The sequence below is a fragment of the Geobacillus sp. CCR genome (genome assembly GCF_052906625.1).
Genome location: NZ_JBREBQ010000002.1, coordinates 65,331 through 83,796, shown reverse-complemented (window position 1 = coordinate 83,796; position 18,466 = coordinate 65,331). Strand labels below are relative to the sequence as shown.

Genomic DNA, 18,466 nt, shown 5'->3' with positions numbered 1-18,466 from the left:
CTTTTCGGCAACTTAGGGCTTTTCCTTGTCCATTATTTACAGTAAAATAAAATTGTTTGCAGCGTTCTTCATTATACATAAGGGAGGTAAAAGAGATGAACCGCAATCCGCTCATCCCGTTTTTCATCATCATGGCATTCGGGATTGTGCTGACGTTCGTCTTGTCGTTTAAAGGGCTAGGCGATGCGAAGGAAATGGCCAAAGAGAAAAAAGGCGGCGAAAAAACGGAACAAACGGCCGAATTCAACCCAGAACAGTTTTACCAACAAACGTGTTCTGGCTGTCACGGCCAAAACTATGAAGGCGGCGTCGGTCCATCGTTGAAAGGGGTCGGGCAACGGCTGTCGATGGACCAAATTAAAGACGTCATCCAACACGGGCGCGGCAACATGCCGCCAGGGCTTGTGCCGGCGGATAAAGCCGATGCCATGGCGAAATGGCTCGCCGGTTTAAAATAATGGATGGTGAACATCCCTTTGCTTTTTGGCAAGGGGATGTTTTGTTTAGTACAATAGAGGCGCGCGGTGTTGGAGAGGAAAGGAGGGGAAGGCGAACCGCCTTCGCGCTGCAGGTGGCGGAAGGTTGGTTGCCATTGCGGTGCTATGAACGAATTTCGCCTGTCGAAACGGCTGGAAACGGTCGCCTCATTCATTCCAAAAGGGGCGGTGCTTGCTGACATCGGGTCGGATCATGCGTATTTGCCTTGCTATGCCTGCTTGCACGGCTGCGCATCAAAAGCCATTGCCGGCGAGGTGGCGGACGGACCGTTCCGCCTAGCGCAGCAGCAAGTCGAGAAGTCCGGGCTTTCTCATCTCATTTCCGTGCGCAAAGGGGATGGGCTTTCGATCCTTGCCCCGGGGGAGGCGGACTGCATCACGATCGCCGGCATGGGTGGGGCGCTTATCGCCCGCATTTTGGGCGACGGAAAGGAAAAGCTTGCCGGTGTCAAACGGCTCATTTTGCAACCGAACATCGGTGCGGAACTTGTTCGCCGTTGGCTTCTTGATCATGGGTGGGAGCTCGTGGCTGAGCGCATTTTGAAAGAAGATGGGCAAATTTATGAAGTACTCGTCGCCGAGCCTGGCGCCCCCCGACGGCCTTACCGACATCTTGAGGCGGAGCTGCTCCTTGGACCGTTTTTGCGCCGGGAAAACAGCGAGGTGTTCCGCGAAAAGTGGAAGCGCGAGATTGAAAATTGGAAACGGATCATCGCTGATTTGACGGCCAAAGGGCAAAGTGAAGCGGCTGAGCGGAAAAAGCGTGAACTGGAGAGAAAAGTTCAATTGGTGGAGGAGGCGTTGTTATGAGCCGCGTTCCGTACGGCTATGAAATCATTCAGCTTCTTGAGCAGCTTGCTCCGAAACAGTTGGCGATGGAAGGGGATCGGATCGGTCTGCAAATCGGGACGCTAAACAAGCCGGTCAAAAAAGTGATGATCGCTCTTGATGTGCTCGAAGATGTCGTTGTCGAAGCGATCGATCAGCAAGTGGATTTAATCATCGCCCACCACCCGCCGCTGTACCGCCCGCTGAAGCAATTGCTGACTGATGATGGGCACGGGCGGATGATCGCCGCGTGCATCAAGCATGACATTGCGGTGTACGCCGCCCATACGAATTTGGATGTGGCCGATGGCGGTCTGAACGATTGGCTTGCCGAGGCGCTCGGCTTAAACGATACGGCTGTGCTTGTGCCGACGTATACCGAACCGTTGAAAAAGCTCGTTGTTTATGTGCCGGTGACGCATGCTGAGGTGGTGCGGAAGGCCTTAGGCGATGCCGGCGCCGGGCATATCGGCCGCTACAGCCATTGCACGTTCAACAGCCGCGGCGTCGGCACGTTTTTGCCGCACGAAGGGGCGCGGCCGTTCATCGGCGAGCAAGGGCGGCTCGAGGAAGTTGAGGAAGTGCGCATCGAAACGATCGTGCCGGCCTCTCTTGAACGGGAAGCGATTCAGGCGATGCTGGCTGTTCATCCGTATGAGGAAGTGGCCTATGATATCTATCCGCTTGACAATGAAGGCCGCCGCTTCGGGCTCGGGCGCATTGGCCGGCTGCCGCAGCCGGTGACGCTTGGCGCTTTTGCCGAGCAGGTGAAAACGGCGTTTTCCGTTCCGGCGGTGCGCGTCGTTGGCCGGCTGGATGATCTTGTGCAAACGGTCGCGGTGCTTGGCGGGGATGGGAATAAGTTTGTCGCTGCCGCCGCATCGGCCGGGGCGGACGTATACGTGACAGGGGATGTGTATTACCACACCGCCCATGACGCCCAAGCGCTCGGCCTTCACATCATTGATCCGGGACATAATGTAGAAAAAATCATGAAAGAAGGCGTAGCCCGATACTTAATCACTGAGCTCTCGAAACGTCAATGGGAGGCAGAAGTGGTTGCTTCCAGCGTCCATACTGATCCGTTTCAGTTCGTATGAACGGCCAACGAAAAAGGCTGTCCTGGATGAGCGGTTCAACCGTTTGTCCAAGACAGCCTCTCTTTATGGATGAAACAACCGTCACTCTTCTTTCTTTGTTTTCACTTTCGGCAAGATTTTTTGCAGCGGCACTTTCCGTTCCCTCTTCCATGTCGATGGGTCGTTCGGGTCAAACTGCTCCAAAAAGTCGATCACTTCTTTCGTAATCGGCGTCGGGGTGGAAGCGCCGGCGGTGACAGCGACTTTTTTCGCATCTTTAATCCAGTTGATGTCGATTTCCGTCACATCAGCGACGCGATACGCCTTCGTGCCGGCGATCTCTTCCGATACTTGGGCGAGGCGGTTCGAGTTGTTGCTGCGCGGGTCGCCGACGACGATCGTCACATCGGCTTCCTTCGCCTGCTCAGCGACCGCCTCTTGTCGAAGCTGGGTGGCCAGGCAAATTTCTTTATGCATTTCCACGTGCGGGTATTTTTCTTTCACTTTCGCCATGATGTCGGCGACGTCCCATTGGCTCATCGTCGTTTGGTTCGTCACCATGATGCGCTCATTGTGAATGGACAGCCGTTCGACATCATCAATGGTTTCCACAAGATGGATTCTTTCCGGATTGATGCCGACCGCTCCTTCCGGTTCCGGATGTCCTTTTTTGCCGATATAGATAATATCGTAGCCATCGGCGAGCTTTTGTTCGATGAGCCGATGCGTTTTTGTCACATCGGGGCATGTCGCATCAATCGTGACAAGTCCCTTTTCGAGCGCTCGTTTTTTTACTTCCGGTGAGACGCCGTGGGCGGTGAAAATGACGGTGCCCTGGTCGATTTTTTCCAAAATTTCCAAACGATTTTCTCCATCGAGCGTGATGATGCCTTCTTCGGCAAACGCGTCCGTGACGTGCTTATTATGGACGATCATGCCGAGAATGTAAATCGGACGCGGCAAAGATGGGTCCAACGCCGCGTTGCGGGCGATGACCATTGCATCGACCACCCCGTAGCAATACCCGCGCGGGGTAATTTTAATCACTTCCATCATATTCCCTCCCTGCCGCCGGTTGTGCGGCGGTTGTTCACCTTCCATTATATCGGAGCACCGGGGAGAAGACAAAGAATAACCGCCCTAAACAGCGGGTGCGCTAGGGCGGGGAAAGAAACTAGATATACAGTTTCGGCTTGGAAGGCTTCGGGGCGGCCGGTGCTTCTTTTTCTTGCGGCTCTTCGCGCTTTGCCTGCGGAACGGAGCGTTTTTTTGGCGCCTTGGCGGCCGGCTTTTGTTTCGTTTCGTTGGCCGGTGCGCTTTCCGACGTTGTTTCGCCTTCCCCTTCATCGGCCGGTTTCAACTCGCGGAAAATGCGGATCATCGCCGGAAGATTGCGGATGAGCGGTCCATACTGTTGCACCATCGGCATGACGTTTTGTGCGATGCCAAGCATTTTTTGCACGTTGTTTAACATGCCAACCAAGCCGCCGCCCGTGTTGGATGCGGCGGTGTTAGCGGCGTTGGACAGCAACGGCAGCCCCCACGGAGACGATGCAGCAGCCGGCGGCTGCCCGCGCGAAAACAAGCGGGCCAAGAAGCCGCCGGGGCCGCTGGGGCCAAAAGGCGGCGCCGGCATGCGGGCGAACGGGGATGGCGGCCTTCCGGCAAACGGAGAAGGCATCATTGGGGGCCGACTGTATCTCATAGCAGCTTCCTCCTTTCGGTCGTGCGGATGAACGAATGTCCTCCTTTCTACAATATGCGGGCAAGGCGGGAAAGGTTTGTTGCAGGATCGTCTTTAGTTGCGGCAGGGGGCAGCGATTCGCTATAATGATGAAGCGGACGAAGCGGTGCCCATATGCCATTTAAAATGTTCACGTTTACGCTTTTTTATGGAGCCAGCCAGTATTTGATCGACTGTCGGGTGATCGAACCATACCGCTTCCAGACCGATGCATGGATTTGTGAAACGGTTGGTTGTTCCGTCTTCCGTCGCGTCAAAGCTTGCCGCCGACAGTCGGAAAAATAGACGGCACGCTTTTGGGCCAACGAGATGGGAAACCTTCCAGTTGCATTTATTTCATAGAAGGGAGTGGTGCTTGATGACAGAAACGCAGTTCACTCGTTTTTCATTTCAGCCGTTTATCATCGAAGCGATCAAGACGCTTCGTTTTTATAAACCGACGGAAATTCAAGAGCGCATCATTCCGGGGGCGCTGCGCGGCGAAAGCATGGTCGGCCAATCGCAAACCGGAACGGGAAAAACACATGCGTACTTATTGCCGATCATTGAAAAAATCAAGCCGGAACGCGCCGAAGTGCAAGCCGTCATCACGGCGCCGACGCGCGAGTTAGCGACGCAAATTTATCACGAAACGCTGAAAATTACGAAGTTTTGCCCGAAAGATCGGATGATCGTCGCCCGTTGCTTGATCGGCGGGACGGATAAGCAAAAAGCGCTCGAAAAGCTCAACGTGCAGCCGCATATTGTCATCGGCACGCCGGGGCGCATCAACGATTTCATTCGCGAGCAGGCGCTTGATGTGCATACGGCCCACATCCTTGTCGTCGATGAAGCCGACTTGATGCTCGATATGGGCTTTATCACTGATGTCGACCAAATCGCTGCCCGGATGCCGAAAGACTTGCAAATGCTCGTCTTTTCAGCGACGATTCCAGAAAAGCTGAAGCCGTTTTTGAAAAAATATATGGAAAACCCGACCTTTGTCCACGTCGACCCGAAACAGACGGCGAACGAAAACATCGAACATGTGCTCATCCCGCTGCGCGGACGAGAGAAAACAAAACTTCTTCATGATGTGCTCATCAGCTACAACCCGTATTTGGCCATCGTATTTGTCAACACAAGGAAAATGGCTGATGAGGTCGCCGACCGTCTCGCTGAACAAGGGGTGAAAGTCGGCGTGTTGCACGGCGATTTGACGCCGCGCGAGCGGAGAAAGATGATGAATCTTATCCGCGATTTGGAGTTTCAATATGTCGTCGCGACCGATTTGGCGGCGCGCGGCATCGATATTGAAGGCGTCAGTCATGTCATCAACTACGAGCTGCCTGATGATCTGCAGTTTTATATTCACCGCGCCGGACGGACGGCGCGCGCCGGCTATAGCGGCATTGCGGCGACGATTTACGAGCCGTCTGACCAAGATGCGATTGCCAGGTTGGAAAAAATGGGCATTTCGTTTGTCCACCGTGATCTCGTACGCGGCGAATGGAAGGAGCTGCCGCCGTGGAACCGGCGGAGCAAGCGGGCAGGCGAAAAAGACGACGAACTGGCGCTGCTTTTCGCCAAACTGAAAAAAGCGAAACCGGTGAAGCCGGGCTACAAAAAAAAGCTGCGCGCGGAGCTGGAGAAGAAGAAAAAGCGGCTTGGCCGCTTCAAAAAATCATAATAGCCGTCCGCCTTCAACGCAAAGAAAAGGGAGAGAAGAACATGTTAAAAATCGGTTCACACGTTTCAATGAGCGGAAAGAAAATGCTGCTGGCCGCCAGTGAAGAAGCGGCCTCCTACGGAGCGAACACGTTTATGATTTACACCGGGGCGCCGCAAAACACAAGGCGCAAGTCGATTGAAGAGCTCAACATCGAAGCCGGGCGCAAGCATATGCAAGCGCACGGCATCGAAGAGATTGTCGTCCACGCCCCGTATATCATCAATATCGGCAATACGACCAATCTCGATACGTTTTCGCTAGGCGTCGACTTTTTGCACGCGGAAATCGAGCGGACGGAAGCGATTGGAGCAAAACAGCTCGTGCTGCACCCAGGCGCTCATGTCGGCGCGGGGGTGGAAGCCGGACTTCGGCAAATTATTCGCGGACTGAATGAAGTGTTGACGCGCGAGCAGACGGTTGAAATCGCCCTAGAAACGATGGCCGGCAAAGGGTCGGAATGCGGGCGAACGTTTGAGGAGCTCGCGTACATTATCGACGGCGTCGCCTATAATGACAAGCTGTCCGTTTGCTTTGATACGTGCCATACGCATGACGCCGGCTATGACATCGTCAACGATTTTGACGGCGTCCTTGAGGAGTTTGACCGGATCATCGGCCTCGGGCGGCTGAAAGTACTGCACATCAACGACAGCAAAAACCCGCGCGGCAGCCGGAAAGACCGCCATGAAAACATCGGTTTCGGCCATATCGGGTTTGCTGCGCTCAACTATATCGTCCATCACCCGCAGCTTGAGGATATTCCGAAAATTTTAGAAACCCCATACGTGGGCGAAGACAAAAACAACAAAAAACCACCGTACAAATACGAAATCGCCATGCTGCGGGCGCAGTCGTTCGATGATCAGTTGCTTGAAAAAATCACCGCTGGGGCGGAATGAAAAAAGGGCTATGCGCCCTTTTATTTTTTTTGCACGAATTTCAAAAATAGCTCGTTCGCCTTTCGAGCGATGTCCGGCGAAGTGATTTTCGCTAACTCTCGCACCCATTTTTTCCGCTCCTCGGGGTCAAAGACGTTAATGTCGTTCGTCCGGGCGAGATGAAGAATTTGTTTCGCTTGGCTTGTCGTGATGGGCAAGCCGTACTCTCGGCTGTACGCAACGAGTTCTTCCGGGGTGATCGTTTTTAATTTTTGCTTGACAAGCTGTTGGTAAATGTTCATCGCAGCCGCCTCCTTGCTTCTGTTCCATCATATGACGTGAATGGAAAAGGCGTGTATGGTATAATAGAAAAAACAAAAAGGGAAAGGGTGGTAGTTTGGCGCCAAAACAGCATAAAAAAGAACCGCTAGGCCATGTGATGTATCGAGTGTTGATGATCGCCATCGGCGCCTCTTTGGCGGCGTTTGCCATCGAGCGGCTGCTCGTTCCGAACAAAATGATCGACGGCGGCATCATTGGCATATCGCTGATTCTTGACTACTTGACTCCGGACGAATGGCGGCTGCTCAATTTCGCCACGCTCGTCATCCTCTTAAACGCCCCGTTCATGTATTTCGGCTACAAGCAAATCGGGAAAACGTTCATGCTGTCAACGATTTTAGGCGTCGTCATCCTCGGCGTCACCGAACGGCTGTTTCACCATTTTTCCCCGCTGACAACCGAGCCGATTTTAGCCACCGTTTTTGGCGGGTTGTCGCTCGGGCTTGGCGTCGGATTGGTCATCCGTCATGGCGGATCGCTCGATGGGACGGAAATTTTGGGGATTTTGATGACGAAAAGAATCCCGTTTTCGGTCGGCGAGTTTGTCATGTTTGTCAACGTTTTTATTTTTGGCTGGGCGGCGTTTGTGTTTGGCCTCGAGCCGGCAATGTATTCGGTGATGACGTACTACATCGCCTCAAAAACGATCGATGCGGTCATTGAAGGGCTTGACGAGACGCGGGCGGCCTTTATTGTGACCGATCATTATGAGGAAATTTCCGACGCCATTTTGCACCGGCTCGGCCGCGGGACGACAAAATTGCTCGGCAAAGGCGGATATACGGACGAGCAAAAGGAAATCATTTATGCAGTCGTCACGCGCTTGGAAGTGACAAAACTAAAATCGATCGTCAATGAAATCGACCCGGATGCGTTCATCACCATTATGCCGACGCATGAAGTGCGCGGCGCCCGCTTTAAATCAGCGATTCATTGAGGTTTACAAAACGCGGATGGTGGGGTATACTTGCATAGTGAAGCAAATCGGAATGATTCTGAATTATCAAGGGAGAACAGCCATGGAAAATGGGCTTGTTGTGCAAATCGAGGATGTGTCGTTCCGCTATGAAAAAGAGAACGTGCTTGAGCATGTCAGTTTAACGGTGCCGAGAGGGGCGTTTTTAGGATTGGTCGGCCCGAACGGCTCGGGAAAATCGACGCTGCTTAAATGTGTGCTTGGTTTGTTAAAACCGAACAGCGGCCGCATTTTCTTGTTCGGCGAGCCGATCGAATCATTTCGCGAATGGCATCGGATCGGTTTCGTGTCGCAAAAAGCGAACAGCTTCAACCGCAGCTTTCCGGCGACGGTTGAGGAAGTGGCGGCGAGCGGATTGGTGGCCAAACGCGGCTTGTTTCGGCCGCTGACACACGAAGACCGCCGGACGGTCGAAGCAGCGCTCGCGGCCGTTGGGCTAAGCGGCCTGGCAAAGCGCAATATCGCGGAGCTGTCCGGCGGCCAGCAACAGCGGGTGTTTATCGCCCGCGCGTTGGCGAGCAAGCCGGATTTGCTCATTTTAGACGAGCCGACGGTCGGCGTGGACGCCCGCCATGTGCACGAGTTTTACGAGCTGCTTGGCGATTTGAACCGCCGCGGCTTAACGCTCATCTTAGTGACGCATGACATCGGGACGATCACGGACCGGGTGACCGATATCGCCTGCTTAAACAAGCGTCTCTATTTCCATGGAAAGGCGGAAGAGTTCGAACATCTTGGCAACGAGGCGATTTCGCAGTTTTATGGTCATCCGCTCCACGTTCTCTCTCACGAGCATTAACGGGCGGAACGAAACGATGACGGTGGAGGAATGACACGTGTGGGAAGCCATTTGGCAATACGAATTTTTGCGCAATGCGTTTGTTGCCGGCGTTTTGACCGGTTTTGCGGCGCCATTGCTCGGTGTCTTTATTGTCGTTCGGCGGCTGTCGCTCATCGCCGATGCATTGAGCCATGTGACGCTCGCCGGCATTGCCGCCGGGCTCTTGCTCGGTTCATCGGCCCCGGCGGCCGCCAGCTGGAATCCGCTTTACATCGGCATGGGCTTTTCCGTCGCCGGGTCGCTTTTCGTCGAGAAGCTGCGCGCCGTTTACCGCCATTATGAGGAGCTCGCCATTCCGATCATTTTGTCGGCTGGCATCGGCTTGAGCGTCATTTTCATTTCGATGGCCAACGGGTTTACGACCGATTTGTTTTCCTATTTATTCGGCAGCGTCAGCGCCGTCAGCCGCGCTGACGTTTGGACAGCGTTTGCTGTCGCCGCAGCTGCCGCGATGGTGATTTTGACGTTTTACAAAGAGCTGTTTCTCCTTTCATTCGATGAGGAATACGCCCGTGTCTCCGGTGTCCGTACCAAATTTATCCACTTTTTGTTTATTGTGCTCGTCGCGCTTGTCATCGCCGCATCCATGCGCATCGTCGGCGTGCTTCTCATCTCGTCGCTCATGACGTTGCCGGTGGCGGCGAGCATCCGCATCGCCAAAAGTTTTAAACAGGCGATCGGGCTTTCGATTTTGTTCGGGGAGCTGGCCGTCATCGCCGGGCTCTGGGCGGCGTATGAGCTCGATTGGGCGCCGGGCGGGACGATCGTCATCGTAGCGGTTGCCATTTTACTTTTCGTATTGGGATGGAAAAGGGGGCGGCAGCGATGAATATTGGTGAAGCGTTGCAGTTGATGAAAGAGAAAGGATTTAAATATACGGAAAAACGGAGACAAATGTTGGAGTTATTTGCCGAAAGCGACAAATACTTGACGGCCAAAGACGTGCTTGAAGCGCTCCGTCCCGCTTATCCGGGCTTGAGCGTTGATACAGTGTACCGCAATTTGTCGCTCTTTACGCTGCTTGGCATTTTGGAGATGACCGAGCTGTCCGGGGAAAAACATTTCCGTTTTGCCTGCGGCGCCCGCCGCCATCACCATCATTTCATTTGCATCCAGTGTGGAAAAACAAAAGAAATTGACGCATGTCCAATGGATGTGCTCGCCGAGAAGCTCGATGGTTATGAGATCGCTGACCATAAGTTTGAAATTTACGGCACATGTCCGCAATGCCAACAACATCTCCCTGTATAAGCAGGGAGATGTTATTTTATGGCCGGAGGCGCTGTTCGATTTCTCGCTTTGCTTCGAGCCAGTTGTTGACGCGGATGACGTTTTCGGGGAGCGGGCCTCGGTTGTATGGGGTGTCAAACAAAATGACCGGAATGCCACATGCTTCGGCGATTTCACAGGCATTGTCGTACTTGTCTTCAAAGAAGGCGGACAGCTTATATTGGCGGACGGCGGCGATTTTGTCGTGCGACCCGATCAGATCAATATGGTGGTAATGGACGCCGTGCCGCCGAAACCAGTGCTCGGTGAGATCGTACAAATGGCGGCCACGGGCGCTGATGTAATACAACTCATACCGGTCTTTCCAGCTGTCGATCACCTCAAGCGCATAGCGGGCAAGCGGAGCGCGCTCATAAATATCCGCTTCGTTTTCCTCAAGCCAGCGGTCCATTTCTTCCTCCGTCACGCCGTATAACGGCGCCAAATTGTATTGCGTAATATCGCTTAATGCGAGCTCTTTGCCGAACGCTTCGTTCAAATACGGAATGAATGTGCTCGGGCATGTCACCGTGCCGTCAATGTCGATGCCAAGCCGTTTTTTCACCGTTTCACCCTCCTGTTAGAAAATATTCACACTGATAAAATAACGCCGGTTTCCCATACTAATAATGCTTCTTACTTTAGGAAAGCGAGGGAAGCATATGGCAGACGACCGCGAGCGCACGTATAACGGAAGTTACGTGCAATCGATCGGAAAAGAGGAACCAGAACGCAATTTTATGGAAGAAACAGCGGCGGAAGTCGCTGAACCGATTCGCCGCGGCGACGAACGGGACGAAGAACGTGCGGACGGCGCCGGGCTCGGCTGGCTCGCTTTGGCCCTGTCCATCATCGCCTTGTTTATCTGGCCGATTTTGTTAGGGGCGGCCGGCATTATTGTCGGGTTTATCGCGCGCCGGCGCGGCGCAGAAACGCTCGGTGCGTGGGCCATCGGCATCGGCGTCATCGCCATTCTCGTCCGCCTGTTTATTATGCCGTTTTATACGTAAAAAAAGCGAGAGGGTGTCCCCAAGCGGGGACGCCCTTTTTGGTTGTGCAGGAAAATTCCGCTCATTGGGCGGCGTTGCCTTTCAGAGCGGCTTTGTTTTCCTTTTGCTTTGCAAAATATTCTTCCGCCAGCTTGTCGATTTCTTTTTTCAGCTCTTCCACCATTTGCTCTTCCGGTACTTTTCGGACGATTTTGCCGTGGCGGAACAACAAGCCTTCGCCGCGGGCGCCGGCAATGCCGATGTCGGCTTCCCGTGCTTCCCCTGGTCCATTGACGGCGCAGCCGAGCACGGCGACTTTGATCGGCGCTTGAATTTTGGCGATATAGTCTTCGATTTCGTTGGCGATGCGAATCAAATCGATCTCAATCCGCCCGCACGTCGGGCAGGAAATGAGCGTCGCCGCATTGGAAGCGAGTCCGAACGTTTTTAAAATTTCGCGCGCCACTTTTACCTCTTCAACCGGGTCGGCGCTTAACGAAACGCGGATCGTATTGCCGATGCCTTTGCTTAAAATGGCGCCGAGTCCAACCGCGCTTTTGATCGTGCCGGAAAAAAGCGTTCCCGCTTCGGTGATGCCGACATGGAGCGGATAGTCGAACGTGCGCGCCGCTTTTTCGTACGCTTCAATGGCGAGGCGTACGTCGGACGCCTTTAACGAAACGATAATATCGTGAAAATCAAGTTCTTCTAAAATGCGGATATGATATAAGGCGCTCTCAACCATGCCGTCGGCCGTTGGATAGCCATATTTTTCCAAAATGCGTTTTTCAAGCGATCCGGCGTTGACGCCGATGCGAATCGGTACGCCGCGCTCTTTCGCCGCTTTCACGACCGCTTCGACTTTTTCGCGGCGCCCGATGTTGCCTGGATTGATGCGGATTTTATCGACGCCGCCTTCGATCGCTTTCAGCGCCAATTTATAGTCAAAGTGGATGTCGGCGACAAGCGGGATGTTGATTCGCTTTTTTATTTCCGGTATGGCCTCAGCCGCCCGCTCGTCCGGGCAGGCGACGCGGACGATTTGGCACCCCGCTTCCTCGAGGCGGTGGATTTGCGCCACCGTCGCTTCGACATCGTGCGTTTTTGTCGTCGTCATGCTTTGAATGATGACTTCGTTGCTGCCGCCGATTGTCAGCGGACCGACGCGGACCGGCCGCGTCTTTGAACGATGGATGATTTCACCCACGGGAATTCGCTCCTTTAACATTCAAGTCGCTTTCTGCATTATTGTAACAGTGCCATCCGCCGTTTGACAAGCGATTCGTCGGTTAGCGATAGATCGGCACTTTATAAGTTTTCCCGATTTTTAATGTTTGCGCATGTTCGCCTGGATTTAACCGTTCAAAATCACGGATCAGCTGCTCAAGCGGAACGGGCAATGGACCGTCGAGTTCTTTCTCGACGATGGACAACAACGTATCGCCGGGGCGAACTGTCACGGTCCGGTACGGCATGGGCGCTTGTTTCGACTGGACAATGGCTGCTGCTGTTTCAGACGAAGGGTGGAGCGTTCCGATGGCAAGATCGCGGTAAACGATATAACTGGAAAGAATGAGAAATAGGAGAAGAATGAATTTTTTCATGGCGCTTCCTCCGCTTGTGTACATCTATCGTTCATTCATATGTATGCTTGTCCAGAGAAAATATGCCTTTCTTAGTAAGGTCGTTGATTTCATGGGGAAAACCCCTCAACAAAAGAATGTCTCCAATTTTGAAAAACGGCATCACAGTTCTTCTTTGCCTTCAAGGCTCGACGGCTTTGAAAATATTCCTGTTTTTGGTCTTTACAGAAACTTAACAACCGCTTTATAAGGGCCTAACAATGTCTCGCTACAATGGTCTTGTACGTTGAAAGTACGAAAACAAAAGGGGGATTACTTGATGTGGAGCAAACGAGTTAAATTGGGATTGGCCGCCTTGTTGATGACCGGCGTTTTGGCCGGCTGCGGGCAGACTGAAAATAACAGCGCGGGCGGCAATGAAGGAACGACGAAGAAAGAAGAAACTTACTCCGGCACTATCTCCCTAGCGGGATCTACAGCGCTTCAGCCGCTGGCAGAAGAAGCGGCAAACGCGTTTATGGAAAAATATCCGGACGTGTCGATCACCGTTCAAGGCGGCGGCAGCGGCACGGGCGTCAACCAAGTGGCAGCTGGCGCCGTGCAAATCGGCAACTCTGATGTGCCGGCGGCGGAGAAACTGGACGACAAATCGAAAGCGTCAGAGCTCGTTGACCATAAAGTGGCCGGCATCGCCTTTGCGATTGTGGTCAACGACGATGTGAAGGTCGATAATTTAACAACGAAGCAAATTCAAGATATTTTCAGCGGAAAGATCAAAAACTGGAAAGAAGTCGGCGGACCGGATGAAGCCATTCACGTGATCAACCGTCCGGCGTCATCGGGCACGCGGGCGACATTTGAGAAAACGATCATGAAAGACGTGAAAATCAACGATTCGATCGGCACGGTTCAGGATTCAAACGGGGCGGTCGAGCAAGCGATCAGTTCGACGCCGGGCGCTGTTAGCTATGTAGCGATGTCGTATTTAATCGGGGAAAAGAAAAACTTAAAAACAGTAAAAATTGACGGCGCTGAACCGACGGTGGAGAACATCCGCACGGAAAAATACCCGTTTTGGTCGTATGAATACATGATTACCAAAGGGGAAGCGAAGGAAGAGGTGCGAGCGTTTATCGACTTTGTCAAGAGCGAAGAATTTGCGCCGACCGTTAAAAAGATGGGGTATATCCCGATGACGGAATTGGAGTAGAGAAGGGCGGAAGGCCGGCTCGTTAGGCCGGCCTTTGACAATGGAGGGATGAAGCCATGCAACAAATGCATACGAAACGGCGGAATCGCTGGCTTGAAGAATACATCGGCCGCACGTTTGCGGTCATCTGCGGCTGGCTGATCGTTCTGATTACGGTGACGATGATCATCTTCTTAGCGGTAAAGGGAATTCAGTCCTTTACGGACAGCGGTCTTTCGCTTTCTGACATGTTGCTTTCGGCGCAATGGGATCCAAATGGCACGCCGCCGAAGTATGGGGCGCTCATTTTTATTGTTGGCTCGATGCTCGTCTCGCTTGGCGCTTTGTTGATCAGTGCGCCGATCGCTTTGGCGTTGGCGATTTTCATGAACTTTATCGCTCCCAAATGGTTCGTTTCGTTGCTCAAGCCGGTGCTGGAGCTGCTTGTCGGCATTCCGTCGGTGGTGTATGGCTGGCTTGGGGTGACGATTCTCGTTCCGCTCTTGCGCGAATGGTTCGGAGGCTCCGGCTTTAGTCTGCTTGCGGGGATCATCGTCCTTAGTATGATGATTTTGCCGACCATCACCAGCATTGCGGCCGACGCCTTGGCCAATGTCCCAATGGCGTATATGGAAGCATCATACGGGCTTGGCTCTACGCGTTGGCAGGCGATTTCCCGCGTCATCGTTCCGGCGGCGAAAGCCGGGATTGCCACTGGCGTCGTTCTCGGCTTGGCGCGGGCGTTCGGCGAGGCGCTTGCCGTGCAGATGGTGATCGGCAATACGATTAAGCTGCCTTCAGGCCTTGACAGCCCGACGGCGACGTTAACAAGTGTATTGACGATGGATATGGCGAATACGATCAACGGAACACCATGGAACAACGCGTTATGGACATTGGCGCTCATGTTGCTCTTGATCTCGTTTTTCTTCATTGCCGTGATCCGTTTGGTCGGTCCGAGAAAGGAGCGATAAGATGACAGCGCGGATGATCGATAAAGTATGGACAGGCATTTTCTATGCGGTGGCTGCTGCGGTCATCGGGTTGCTCATTTTCTTTTTTGCCGTTGTGTTGTCGAAAGGAGCGGGGTTTTGGCAACCTGAGTTTCTGTTCGGACGGCCGAGCAATACGCAAGCGGGCGGTGGCATTGGTCCGCAGTTGATCAATTCGTTTTATATGTTGGTTGTGACATTGCTTTTGTCGGTCCCGCTTTCGTTGGGAGCTGGAATTTATTTGGCCGAATACGCCAAACAGGGGCGGATCGTCGGGTTCATTCGCCTTTGCTTGGAAACGATGGCATCATTGCCGTCGATTGTCGTCGGGTTGTTCGGATTGTTGGCGTTTGTCACCTTGACGGGTTGGGGCTATACGCTGCTCGGCGGAGCGTTAGCCGTCACGATCATCAATTTGCCTGGATTGACGCGCATTTGCGAAACGGCGATTTTGGATGTTCCGTCCAACATTAAAGAGGGAAGTCTTGCCCTTGGAGCGACGCGCTGGCAGACGTTGGTCAAAGCGGTGCTTCCGGCCGCCATCCCGCAAATTGTCACCGGCGTCATTTTATCGGCCGGGCGCATTTTCGGCGAAGCGGCTGTTTTCATTTATACCGCTGGGCTGACGACTCCGATGCTTCGTTGGGATGCGGATTGGGGCAGCCAGGCCAACCCGCTGAACGTGTTCCGGCCGGCCGAAACGCTGACCGTGCATATTTGGAAATTGAATTCCGAAGGCATTGTCCCAGACGCGAAGCTGATCGCGGCTAAATCGGCGGCTGTGTTGATGGTGGCCGTTCTTTTATTCAATTTGGCTGCACGGCTCGCTTCTTCCTTGCTTGCGCGGTATTTCTCCGGGGGGCGGCGCGCGCGTCGAGGACGAGGAGAAAGAAGCAAAGCAGCGTAAGCACAAAAAAAGCTGTCCTGCATCAACAGGCAGCTTTTTTATATTTCCCGTTTGGCTGATGGCACTTCCTTGACTGCCAAAAAGAGGACGACAAGCGAAACGAACCAATGGATCAACGCGCCGTAGGGCACGACCGCTTGCACCGTTTCCATCACGGTGAAAAAGACGGTCGACAGCGTAATGGCGTAAGCCGACATCACCCATGTATGGCGGTAGCGCAACGTTTTGTCGAGCACGCCGGCAAGAATCAGGCCGAAAAAGGCAAAGATGCACACGCTGATGAATTTCCCGGCGCAGGCGAGCACGTATAAAACGAGCCCAAAAAGCGGGATGAGGACAGGGAGAAGCGACTGAAGACCGGCGATGAACGCGCGAACGTCTTCGTCGGTAATGGTCACATCCGGAAACGTGGCATAGCTGTAATGCTGCGCCTGATGGCCGGCGACGAGCACGGCTTCATGCTTCAAGAGCGCGATGGCGTTCGGAAACTGCTCGACTTTCTCACTCGTCACTTTGCCGGTGCTGTCAAAAATGATCGTAAATCCGCCTTGATCAATATGAATCGGCGTGGCCGCCTCCGAGTGAAGTTCGCCGTTTTCAATCGAAAACGGCGGCAACTCGTTATTCAATAAGGCGCTCGTTGTGCGGATGCCTTCAGTGAGAGACGAGGAGACATAGTAAAACGTCGGAAGAATGGACAGCAAAGTCAGCAAAAACAAATAACCGATCGTTTTCCCAATTCCCTGAAATCGAAAGCGGGCGATGTCTTTCGGAGAATATAAGCTTTTCCACAGCTGGACGAATACGTTCATCGCAGACACACCTTTCTTTGTCTCCTTTTCCATTGTAGCCGGGAAAGAGGAAGAATTCAACTTGGGACGAAGAAAAAAGCGGGCATCTTCCCGCTTTAGTCAGAAGGCAAATGAAAGGTTTCAAGCAAGGCGCGCCATTGCAACACCCGTTCATTTAGTGCATCGGCTTCGGAACGAATGGCAGCCATGGCATTGTGCTGGCCGTCGGTAAAATTCGAAATTTGCTCCATCGACGAAGCAATCTGTTGGGCAACGGTGGCAATCCCTGCGATATGTTCACGCATTTCGCTGATTTGCCGCTCAATGGCGGCGAATTGTTCTGAAATTTGCAGCGTATGTGCGGATGAATGCGACACCATTGTGGTGATTTCTTCAAAGGCTTGTTGGCTTTCCGTGAACGTTTTTTTCGTTTCATCGAGTTGTTTTGCGCTTGCTTTCATCGATTGAACCGCGGCCTCGATTTGGCTTTGCACATCTTGGACAATGGATTGAATTTGTGCCAACGCTTGTCCTGTTTGCGCCGACAGCGCCCGGATTTCTTTCGCAACAACTGAGAACCCCCGGCCATGCTCCCCTGCTTTGGCTGCTTCAATGGCAGCGTTTAGGGCGAGCAAGTTCGTTTGTTCAGCGATGTTTCCGATTAGTGACAGAATGCTGGCAATATGGCGCGAATGGTCTTTCAATGCATCGATTGTGTACATCGTTTTCGCAATGGATTGTTGCAGGTAAGCCATGTCGCTGCTTGCCCGTTGAACAAGCCGGTTGCCGCTTTCCGCTTGGGAATGGGCTTGTTCTGTGGAACGACGGGCTTCCTCCATTCGAAAGGACATTTGTTCCATTTCATCTGCCAGTTGTTGAAAAAAAGAGGCGATGTCAGCCGATTTGCGCGCTTGTTGCTCTGCCCCGTACGCCGTGTCTGCCACCGCCGCTGCGATTTGTTCAGAAGCCGCTGTTGTCTCAGAGGATGTTTGGTTTAAAATGTTGGTAGCCGCTGCGATTTGCTCGGAGCTGAAGCGCATATGTTCGATAAGAACGGCCAAATTGCTGGACATCTGATGGAACCCATCGGCGAGGGCGAGAATATCTTTTGTCGCTGCATGCAATTCGATGCGCGACCGCCAATCGCCAGATCCAAGCCGTTCCATGGCTTGCTGGAGCCAAGCAATGGGGCGGGTGGCGCGGCGGATGATCCTCCATCCGGCCAGGCATACGGTCAAGATGGCGGCAACAGACCATGCCAGGTTTGTTGCTTGCTGTTTCAAAAGCGGCCACAGATAATCCTTTTCCGGAATGGCGATGATGTAGACCGCTCCCTGCAAATCGCTGGAACTGGAAAATGCGGCCAGCCATTGGTCTGTATGCAAAACCCCTTGCTTCTTTTTCAATATATCGCGCACGACCTGTTCGGGCAGTGTTTGGTTGGGCGAGGATGGCCGTTTCGCCACCGTCTTTCCCGTTTTCGTTAAAATCAATTGCACCGGATGAAGGTGTAAGGCGTGGAATTTCCGTTCATTTAAGGTCAATGAGTAGTTCAGTTTTTGAGAAAATGCTTCATTGGTCGTTGTAGCCTTTAAAATGGAAATTTTTTCAACCATGGTTTCGCTTGATAGTTGCAATTGTTGTTGGATCGACTGAATAGCTGAATGGCGCCCTTGAATATAGCCGATTGAGGTGATGACAAGGGCCGACAACGTCGTTGTGAGCACCATGGCCATCATGACAATTGTCTCAAGTCGAAAGGCGTTCCATAAAGAACCTGATCGTTTCGTTTCCATTTTCGCTGAGTTCCCCCTTAACTGGAAGCTACCTTATACTATAGCTTGTCATTA

21 protein-coding genes are annotated in these 18,466 nt (G+C 53.0%); 13 read left to right on the top strand and 8 right to left on the bottom strand.

The window, feature by feature from the left end:
• Nucleotides 1–95: 95 nt before the first annotated feature.
• The 3 genes from cccA (at nt 96) to ACVBDQ_RS01655 (ending at nt 2,425) form a co-directional block, all read left to right on the top strand.
• On the top strand, nt 96–458 hold the full coding sequence (cccA, locus tag ACVBDQ_RS01665; RefSeq protein WP_011231960.1) for a cytochrome c550: 363 nt from the start codon (nt 96–98) through the stop codon (nt 456–458).
• Between the two features lie 144 nt (nt 459–602).
• Nucleotides 603–1,307, top strand: coding sequence for a tRNA (adenine(22)-N(1))-methyltransferase (locus tag ACVBDQ_RS01660; RefSeq protein ID WP_011231959.1), 705 nt, complete (start codon nt 603–605; stop codon nt 1,305–1,307).
• A complete protein-coding gene (locus ACVBDQ_RS01655; protein ID WP_011231958.1) occupies nt 1,304–2,425 on the top strand; it encodes a Nif3-like dinuclear metal center hexameric protein in 1,122 nt (373 codons plus the stop codon). The genes ACVBDQ_RS01660 and ACVBDQ_RS01655 overlap by 4 nt, the downstream gene beginning before the upstream one ends.
• 81 nt (nt 2,426–2,506) lie before the next feature.
• On the opposite strand, the gene ACVBDQ_RS01650 is transcribed toward ACVBDQ_RS01655, so the two are convergent.
• Together ACVBDQ_RS01650 and vrrA are read right to left on the bottom strand one after the other, a co-directional pair.
• The gene (locus tag ACVBDQ_RS01650; protein WP_011231957.1) at nt 2,507–3,457 is read right to left on the bottom strand and encodes a 4-hydroxy-3-methylbut-2-enyl diphosphate reductase; all 951 of its coding nucleotides are present in this window, start codon (nt 3,455–3,457) and stop codon (nt 2,507–2,509) included.
• A gap of 121 nt (nt 3,458–3,578) precedes the next feature.
• Nucleotides 3,579–4,109 (bottom strand): VrrA/YqfQ family protein, encoded by a 531-nt coding sequence (gene vrrA / locus ACVBDQ_RS01645; protein ID WP_011231956.1) that lies wholly within the window; start codon nt 4,107–4,109, stop codon nt 3,579–3,581.
• Between the two features lie 397 nt (nt 4,110–4,506).
• Here vrrA and ACVBDQ_RS01640 point away from each other — a divergent pair, with 397 nt between their 5' ends.
• Nucleotides 4,507–5,817, top strand: coding sequence for a DEAD/DEAH box helicase (locus ACVBDQ_RS01640; RefSeq protein ID WP_446663011.1), 1,311 nt, complete (start codon nt 4,507–4,509; stop codon nt 5,815–5,817).
• A 41-nt stretch (nt 5,818–5,858) separates the two neighbouring features.
• Nucleotides 5,859–6,758 (top strand): deoxyribonuclease IV, encoded by a 900-nt coding sequence (locus ACVBDQ_RS01635; RefSeq protein WP_074043519.1) that lies wholly within the window; start codon nt 5,859–5,861, stop codon nt 6,756–6,758.
• Between the two features lie 20 nt (nt 6,759–6,778).
• On the opposite strand, the gene ACVBDQ_RS01630 is transcribed toward ACVBDQ_RS01635, so the two are convergent.
• Complete coding sequence (locus ACVBDQ_RS01630; RefSeq protein WP_011231953.1) at nt 6,779–7,039, bottom strand: DUF2624 domain-containing protein; 261 nt, start codon at nt 7,037–7,039, stop codon at nt 6,779–6,781.
• A gap of 95 nt (nt 7,040–7,134) precedes the next feature.
• Here ACVBDQ_RS01630 and ACVBDQ_RS01625 point away from each other — a divergent pair, with 95 nt between their 5' ends.
• The 4 genes from ACVBDQ_RS01625 to ACVBDQ_RS01610 all read left to right on the top strand — a co-directional run bounded on the left by ACVBDQ_RS01625 (nt 7,135) and on the right by ACVBDQ_RS01610 (nt 10,147).
• Nucleotides 7,135–8,016: a YitT family protein gene (locus ACVBDQ_RS01625; RefSeq protein ID WP_079936347.1), complete on the top strand. Its 882-nt coding sequence runs from the start codon at nt 7,135–7,137 to the stop codon at nt 8,014–8,016.
• Between the two features lie 82 nt (nt 8,017–8,098).
• Complete coding sequence (locus ACVBDQ_RS01620; protein ID WP_074043517.1) at nt 8,099–8,854, top strand: metal ABC transporter ATP-binding protein; 756 nt, start codon at nt 8,099–8,101, stop codon at nt 8,852–8,854.
• 37 nt (nt 8,855–8,891) lie between these two features.
• Nucleotides 8,892–9,725: a metal ABC transporter permease gene (locus ACVBDQ_RS01615; protein WP_074043516.1), complete on the top strand. Its 834-nt coding sequence runs from the start codon at nt 8,892–8,894 to the stop codon at nt 9,723–9,725.
• The gene (locus ACVBDQ_RS01610) at nt 9,722–10,147 is read left to right on the top strand and encodes a Fur family transcriptional regulator (RefSeq protein WP_042381080.1); all 426 of its coding nucleotides are present in this window, start codon (nt 9,722–9,724) and stop codon (nt 10,145–10,147) included. Before ACVBDQ_RS01615 ends, ACVBDQ_RS01610 begins: the two co-directional genes overlap by 4 nt.
• A gap of 16 nt (nt 10,148–10,163) precedes the next feature.
• Here ACVBDQ_RS01610 and ACVBDQ_RS01605 read toward each other — a convergent pair whose 3' ends face one another.
• On the bottom strand, nt 10,164–10,730 hold the full coding sequence (locus ACVBDQ_RS01605) for a nucleotidase (protein WP_042381078.1): 567 nt from the start codon (nt 10,728–10,730) through the stop codon (nt 10,164–10,166).
• Nucleotides 10,731–10,827: 97 nt separating this feature from the next.
• On the opposite strand from ACVBDQ_RS01605, the gene ACVBDQ_RS01600 reads away from it, so the two are divergent.
• On the top strand, nt 10,828–11,175 hold the full coding sequence (locus tag ACVBDQ_RS01600; protein WP_011231947.1) for a hypothetical protein: 348 nt from the start codon (nt 10,828–10,830) through the stop codon (nt 11,173–11,175).
• Between the two features lie 61 nt (nt 11,176–11,236).
• On the opposite strand, the gene ispG is transcribed toward ACVBDQ_RS01600, so the two are convergent.
• Together ispG and ACVBDQ_RS01590 are read right to left on the bottom strand one after the other, a co-directional pair.
• On the bottom strand, nt 11,237–12,361 hold the full coding sequence (ispG, locus tag ACVBDQ_RS01595; protein WP_023634660.1) for a flavodoxin-dependent (E)-4-hydroxy-3-methylbut-2-enyl-diphosphate synthase: 1,125 nt from the start codon (nt 12,359–12,361) through the stop codon (nt 11,237–11,239).
• An 82-nt stretch (nt 12,362–12,443) separates the two neighbouring features.
• Nucleotides 12,444–12,758 carry a LysM peptidoglycan-binding domain-containing protein gene (locus ACVBDQ_RS01590; protein WP_042381076.1) on the bottom strand — a complete coding sequence of 105 codons (315 nt, stop codon included), beginning with the start codon at nt 12,756–12,758 and terminating at the stop codon, nt 12,444–12,446.
• A 298-nt stretch (nt 12,759–13,056) separates the two neighbouring features.
• Between ACVBDQ_RS01590 and ACVBDQ_RS01585 the strand changes: the two genes are divergently transcribed.
• The 3 genes from ACVBDQ_RS01585 to pstA are packed head-to-tail and all read left to right on the top strand — an operon-like array spanning nt 13,057 to nt 15,825.
• On the top strand, nt 13,057–13,947 hold the full coding sequence (locus tag ACVBDQ_RS01585; protein WP_074043515.1) for a phosphate ABC transporter substrate-binding protein PstS family protein: 891 nt from the start codon (nt 13,057–13,059) through the stop codon (nt 13,945–13,947).
• A 56-nt stretch (nt 13,948–14,003) separates the two neighbouring features.
• Complete coding sequence (pstC, locus tag ACVBDQ_RS01580; protein ID WP_371878453.1) at nt 14,004–14,900, top strand: phosphate ABC transporter permease subunit PstC; 897 nt, start codon at nt 14,004–14,006, stop codon at nt 14,898–14,900.
• 1 nt (nt 14,901) lies between these two features.
• Complete coding sequence (gene pstA / locus ACVBDQ_RS01575) at nt 14,902–15,825, top strand: phosphate ABC transporter permease PstA (RefSeq protein WP_074043514.1); 924 nt, start codon at nt 14,902–14,904, stop codon at nt 15,823–15,825.
• Nucleotides 15,826–15,863: 38 nt separating this feature from the next.
• On the opposite strand, the gene ACVBDQ_RS01570 is transcribed toward pstA, so the two are convergent.
• Together ACVBDQ_RS01570 and ACVBDQ_RS01565 are read right to left on the bottom strand one after the other, a co-directional pair.
• Nucleotides 15,864–16,637, bottom strand: a complete 774-nt coding sequence (locus tag ACVBDQ_RS01570) for a DUF1189 domain-containing protein (protein WP_074043513.1) — start codon at nt 16,635–16,637, stop codon at nt 15,864–15,866.
• Nucleotides 16,638–16,732: 95 nt separating this feature from the next.
• A complete protein-coding gene (locus ACVBDQ_RS01565) occupies nt 16,733–18,412 on the bottom strand; it encodes a methyl-accepting chemotaxis protein (protein ID WP_318549024.1) in 1,680 nt (559 codons plus the stop codon).
• Nucleotides 18,413–18,466 lie beyond the last annotated feature (54 nt).

What these genes read in the sequence shown, in the direction of transcription:
- cccA (WP_011231960.1), top strand. Translation starts at nt 96, where the DNA reads ATGAACCGCAATCCGCTCATCCCGTTTTTCATCATCATGGCATTCGGG.
- ACVBDQ_RS01660 (WP_011231959.1), top strand. Translation starts at nt 603, where the DNA reads ATGAACGAATTTCGCCTGTCGAAACGGCTGGAAACGGTCGCCTCATTC.
- ACVBDQ_RS01655 (WP_011231958.1), top strand. Translation starts at nt 1,304, where the DNA reads ATGAGCCGCGTTCCGTACGGCTATGAAATCATTCAGCTTCTTGAGCAG.
- ACVBDQ_RS01650 (WP_011231957.1), bottom strand. Translation starts at nt 3,457, where the DNA reads ATGGAAGTGATTAAAATTACCCCGCGCGGGTATTGCTACGGGGTGGTC.
- vrrA (WP_011231956.1), bottom strand. Translation starts at nt 4,109, where the DNA reads ATGAGATACAGTCGGCCCCCAATGATGCCTTCTCCGTTTGCCGGAAGG.
- ACVBDQ_RS01640 (WP_446663011.1), top strand. Translation starts at nt 4,507, where the DNA reads ATGACAGAAACGCAGTTCACTCGTTTTTCATTTCAGCCGTTTATCATC.
- ACVBDQ_RS01635 (WP_074043519.1), top strand. Translation starts at nt 5,859, where the DNA reads ATGTTAAAAATCGGTTCACACGTTTCAATGAGCGGAAAGAAAATGCTG.
- ACVBDQ_RS01630 (WP_011231953.1), bottom strand. Translation starts at nt 7,039, where the DNA reads ATGAACATTTACCAACAGCTTGTCAAGCAAAAATTAAAAACGATCACC.
- ACVBDQ_RS01620 (WP_074043517.1), top strand. Translation starts at nt 8,099, where the DNA reads ATGGAAAATGGGCTTGTTGTGCAAATCGAGGATGTGTCGTTCCGCTAT.
- ACVBDQ_RS01610 (WP_042381080.1), top strand. Translation starts at nt 9,722, where the DNA reads ATGAATATTGGTGAAGCGTTGCAGTTGATGAAAGAGAAAGGATTTAAA.
- ACVBDQ_RS01600 (WP_011231947.1), top strand. Translation starts at nt 10,828, where the DNA reads ATGGCAGACGACCGCGAGCGCACGTATAACGGAAGTTACGTGCAATCG.
- ACVBDQ_RS01590 (WP_042381076.1), bottom strand. Translation starts at nt 12,758, where the DNA reads ATGAAAAAATTCATTCTTCTCCTATTTCTCATTCTTTCCAGTTATATC.
- ACVBDQ_RS01585 (WP_074043515.1), top strand. Translation starts at nt 13,057, where the DNA reads ATGTGGAGCAAACGAGTTAAATTGGGATTGGCCGCCTTGTTGATGACC.
- pstC (WP_371878453.1), top strand. Translation starts at nt 14,004, where the DNA reads ATGCAACAAATGCATACGAAACGGCGGAATCGCTGGCTTGAAGAATAC.
- pstA (WP_074043514.1), top strand. Translation starts at nt 14,902, where the DNA reads ATGACAGCGCGGATGATCGATAAAGTATGGACAGGCATTTTCTATGCG.
- ACVBDQ_RS01570 (WP_074043513.1), bottom strand. Translation starts at nt 16,637, where the DNA reads ATGAACGTATTCGTCCAGCTGTGGAAAAGCTTATATTCTCCGAAAGAC.
- ACVBDQ_RS01565 (WP_318549024.1), bottom strand. Translation starts at nt 18,412, where the DNA reads ATGGAAACGAAACGATCAGGTTCTTTATGGAACGCCTTTCGACTTGAG.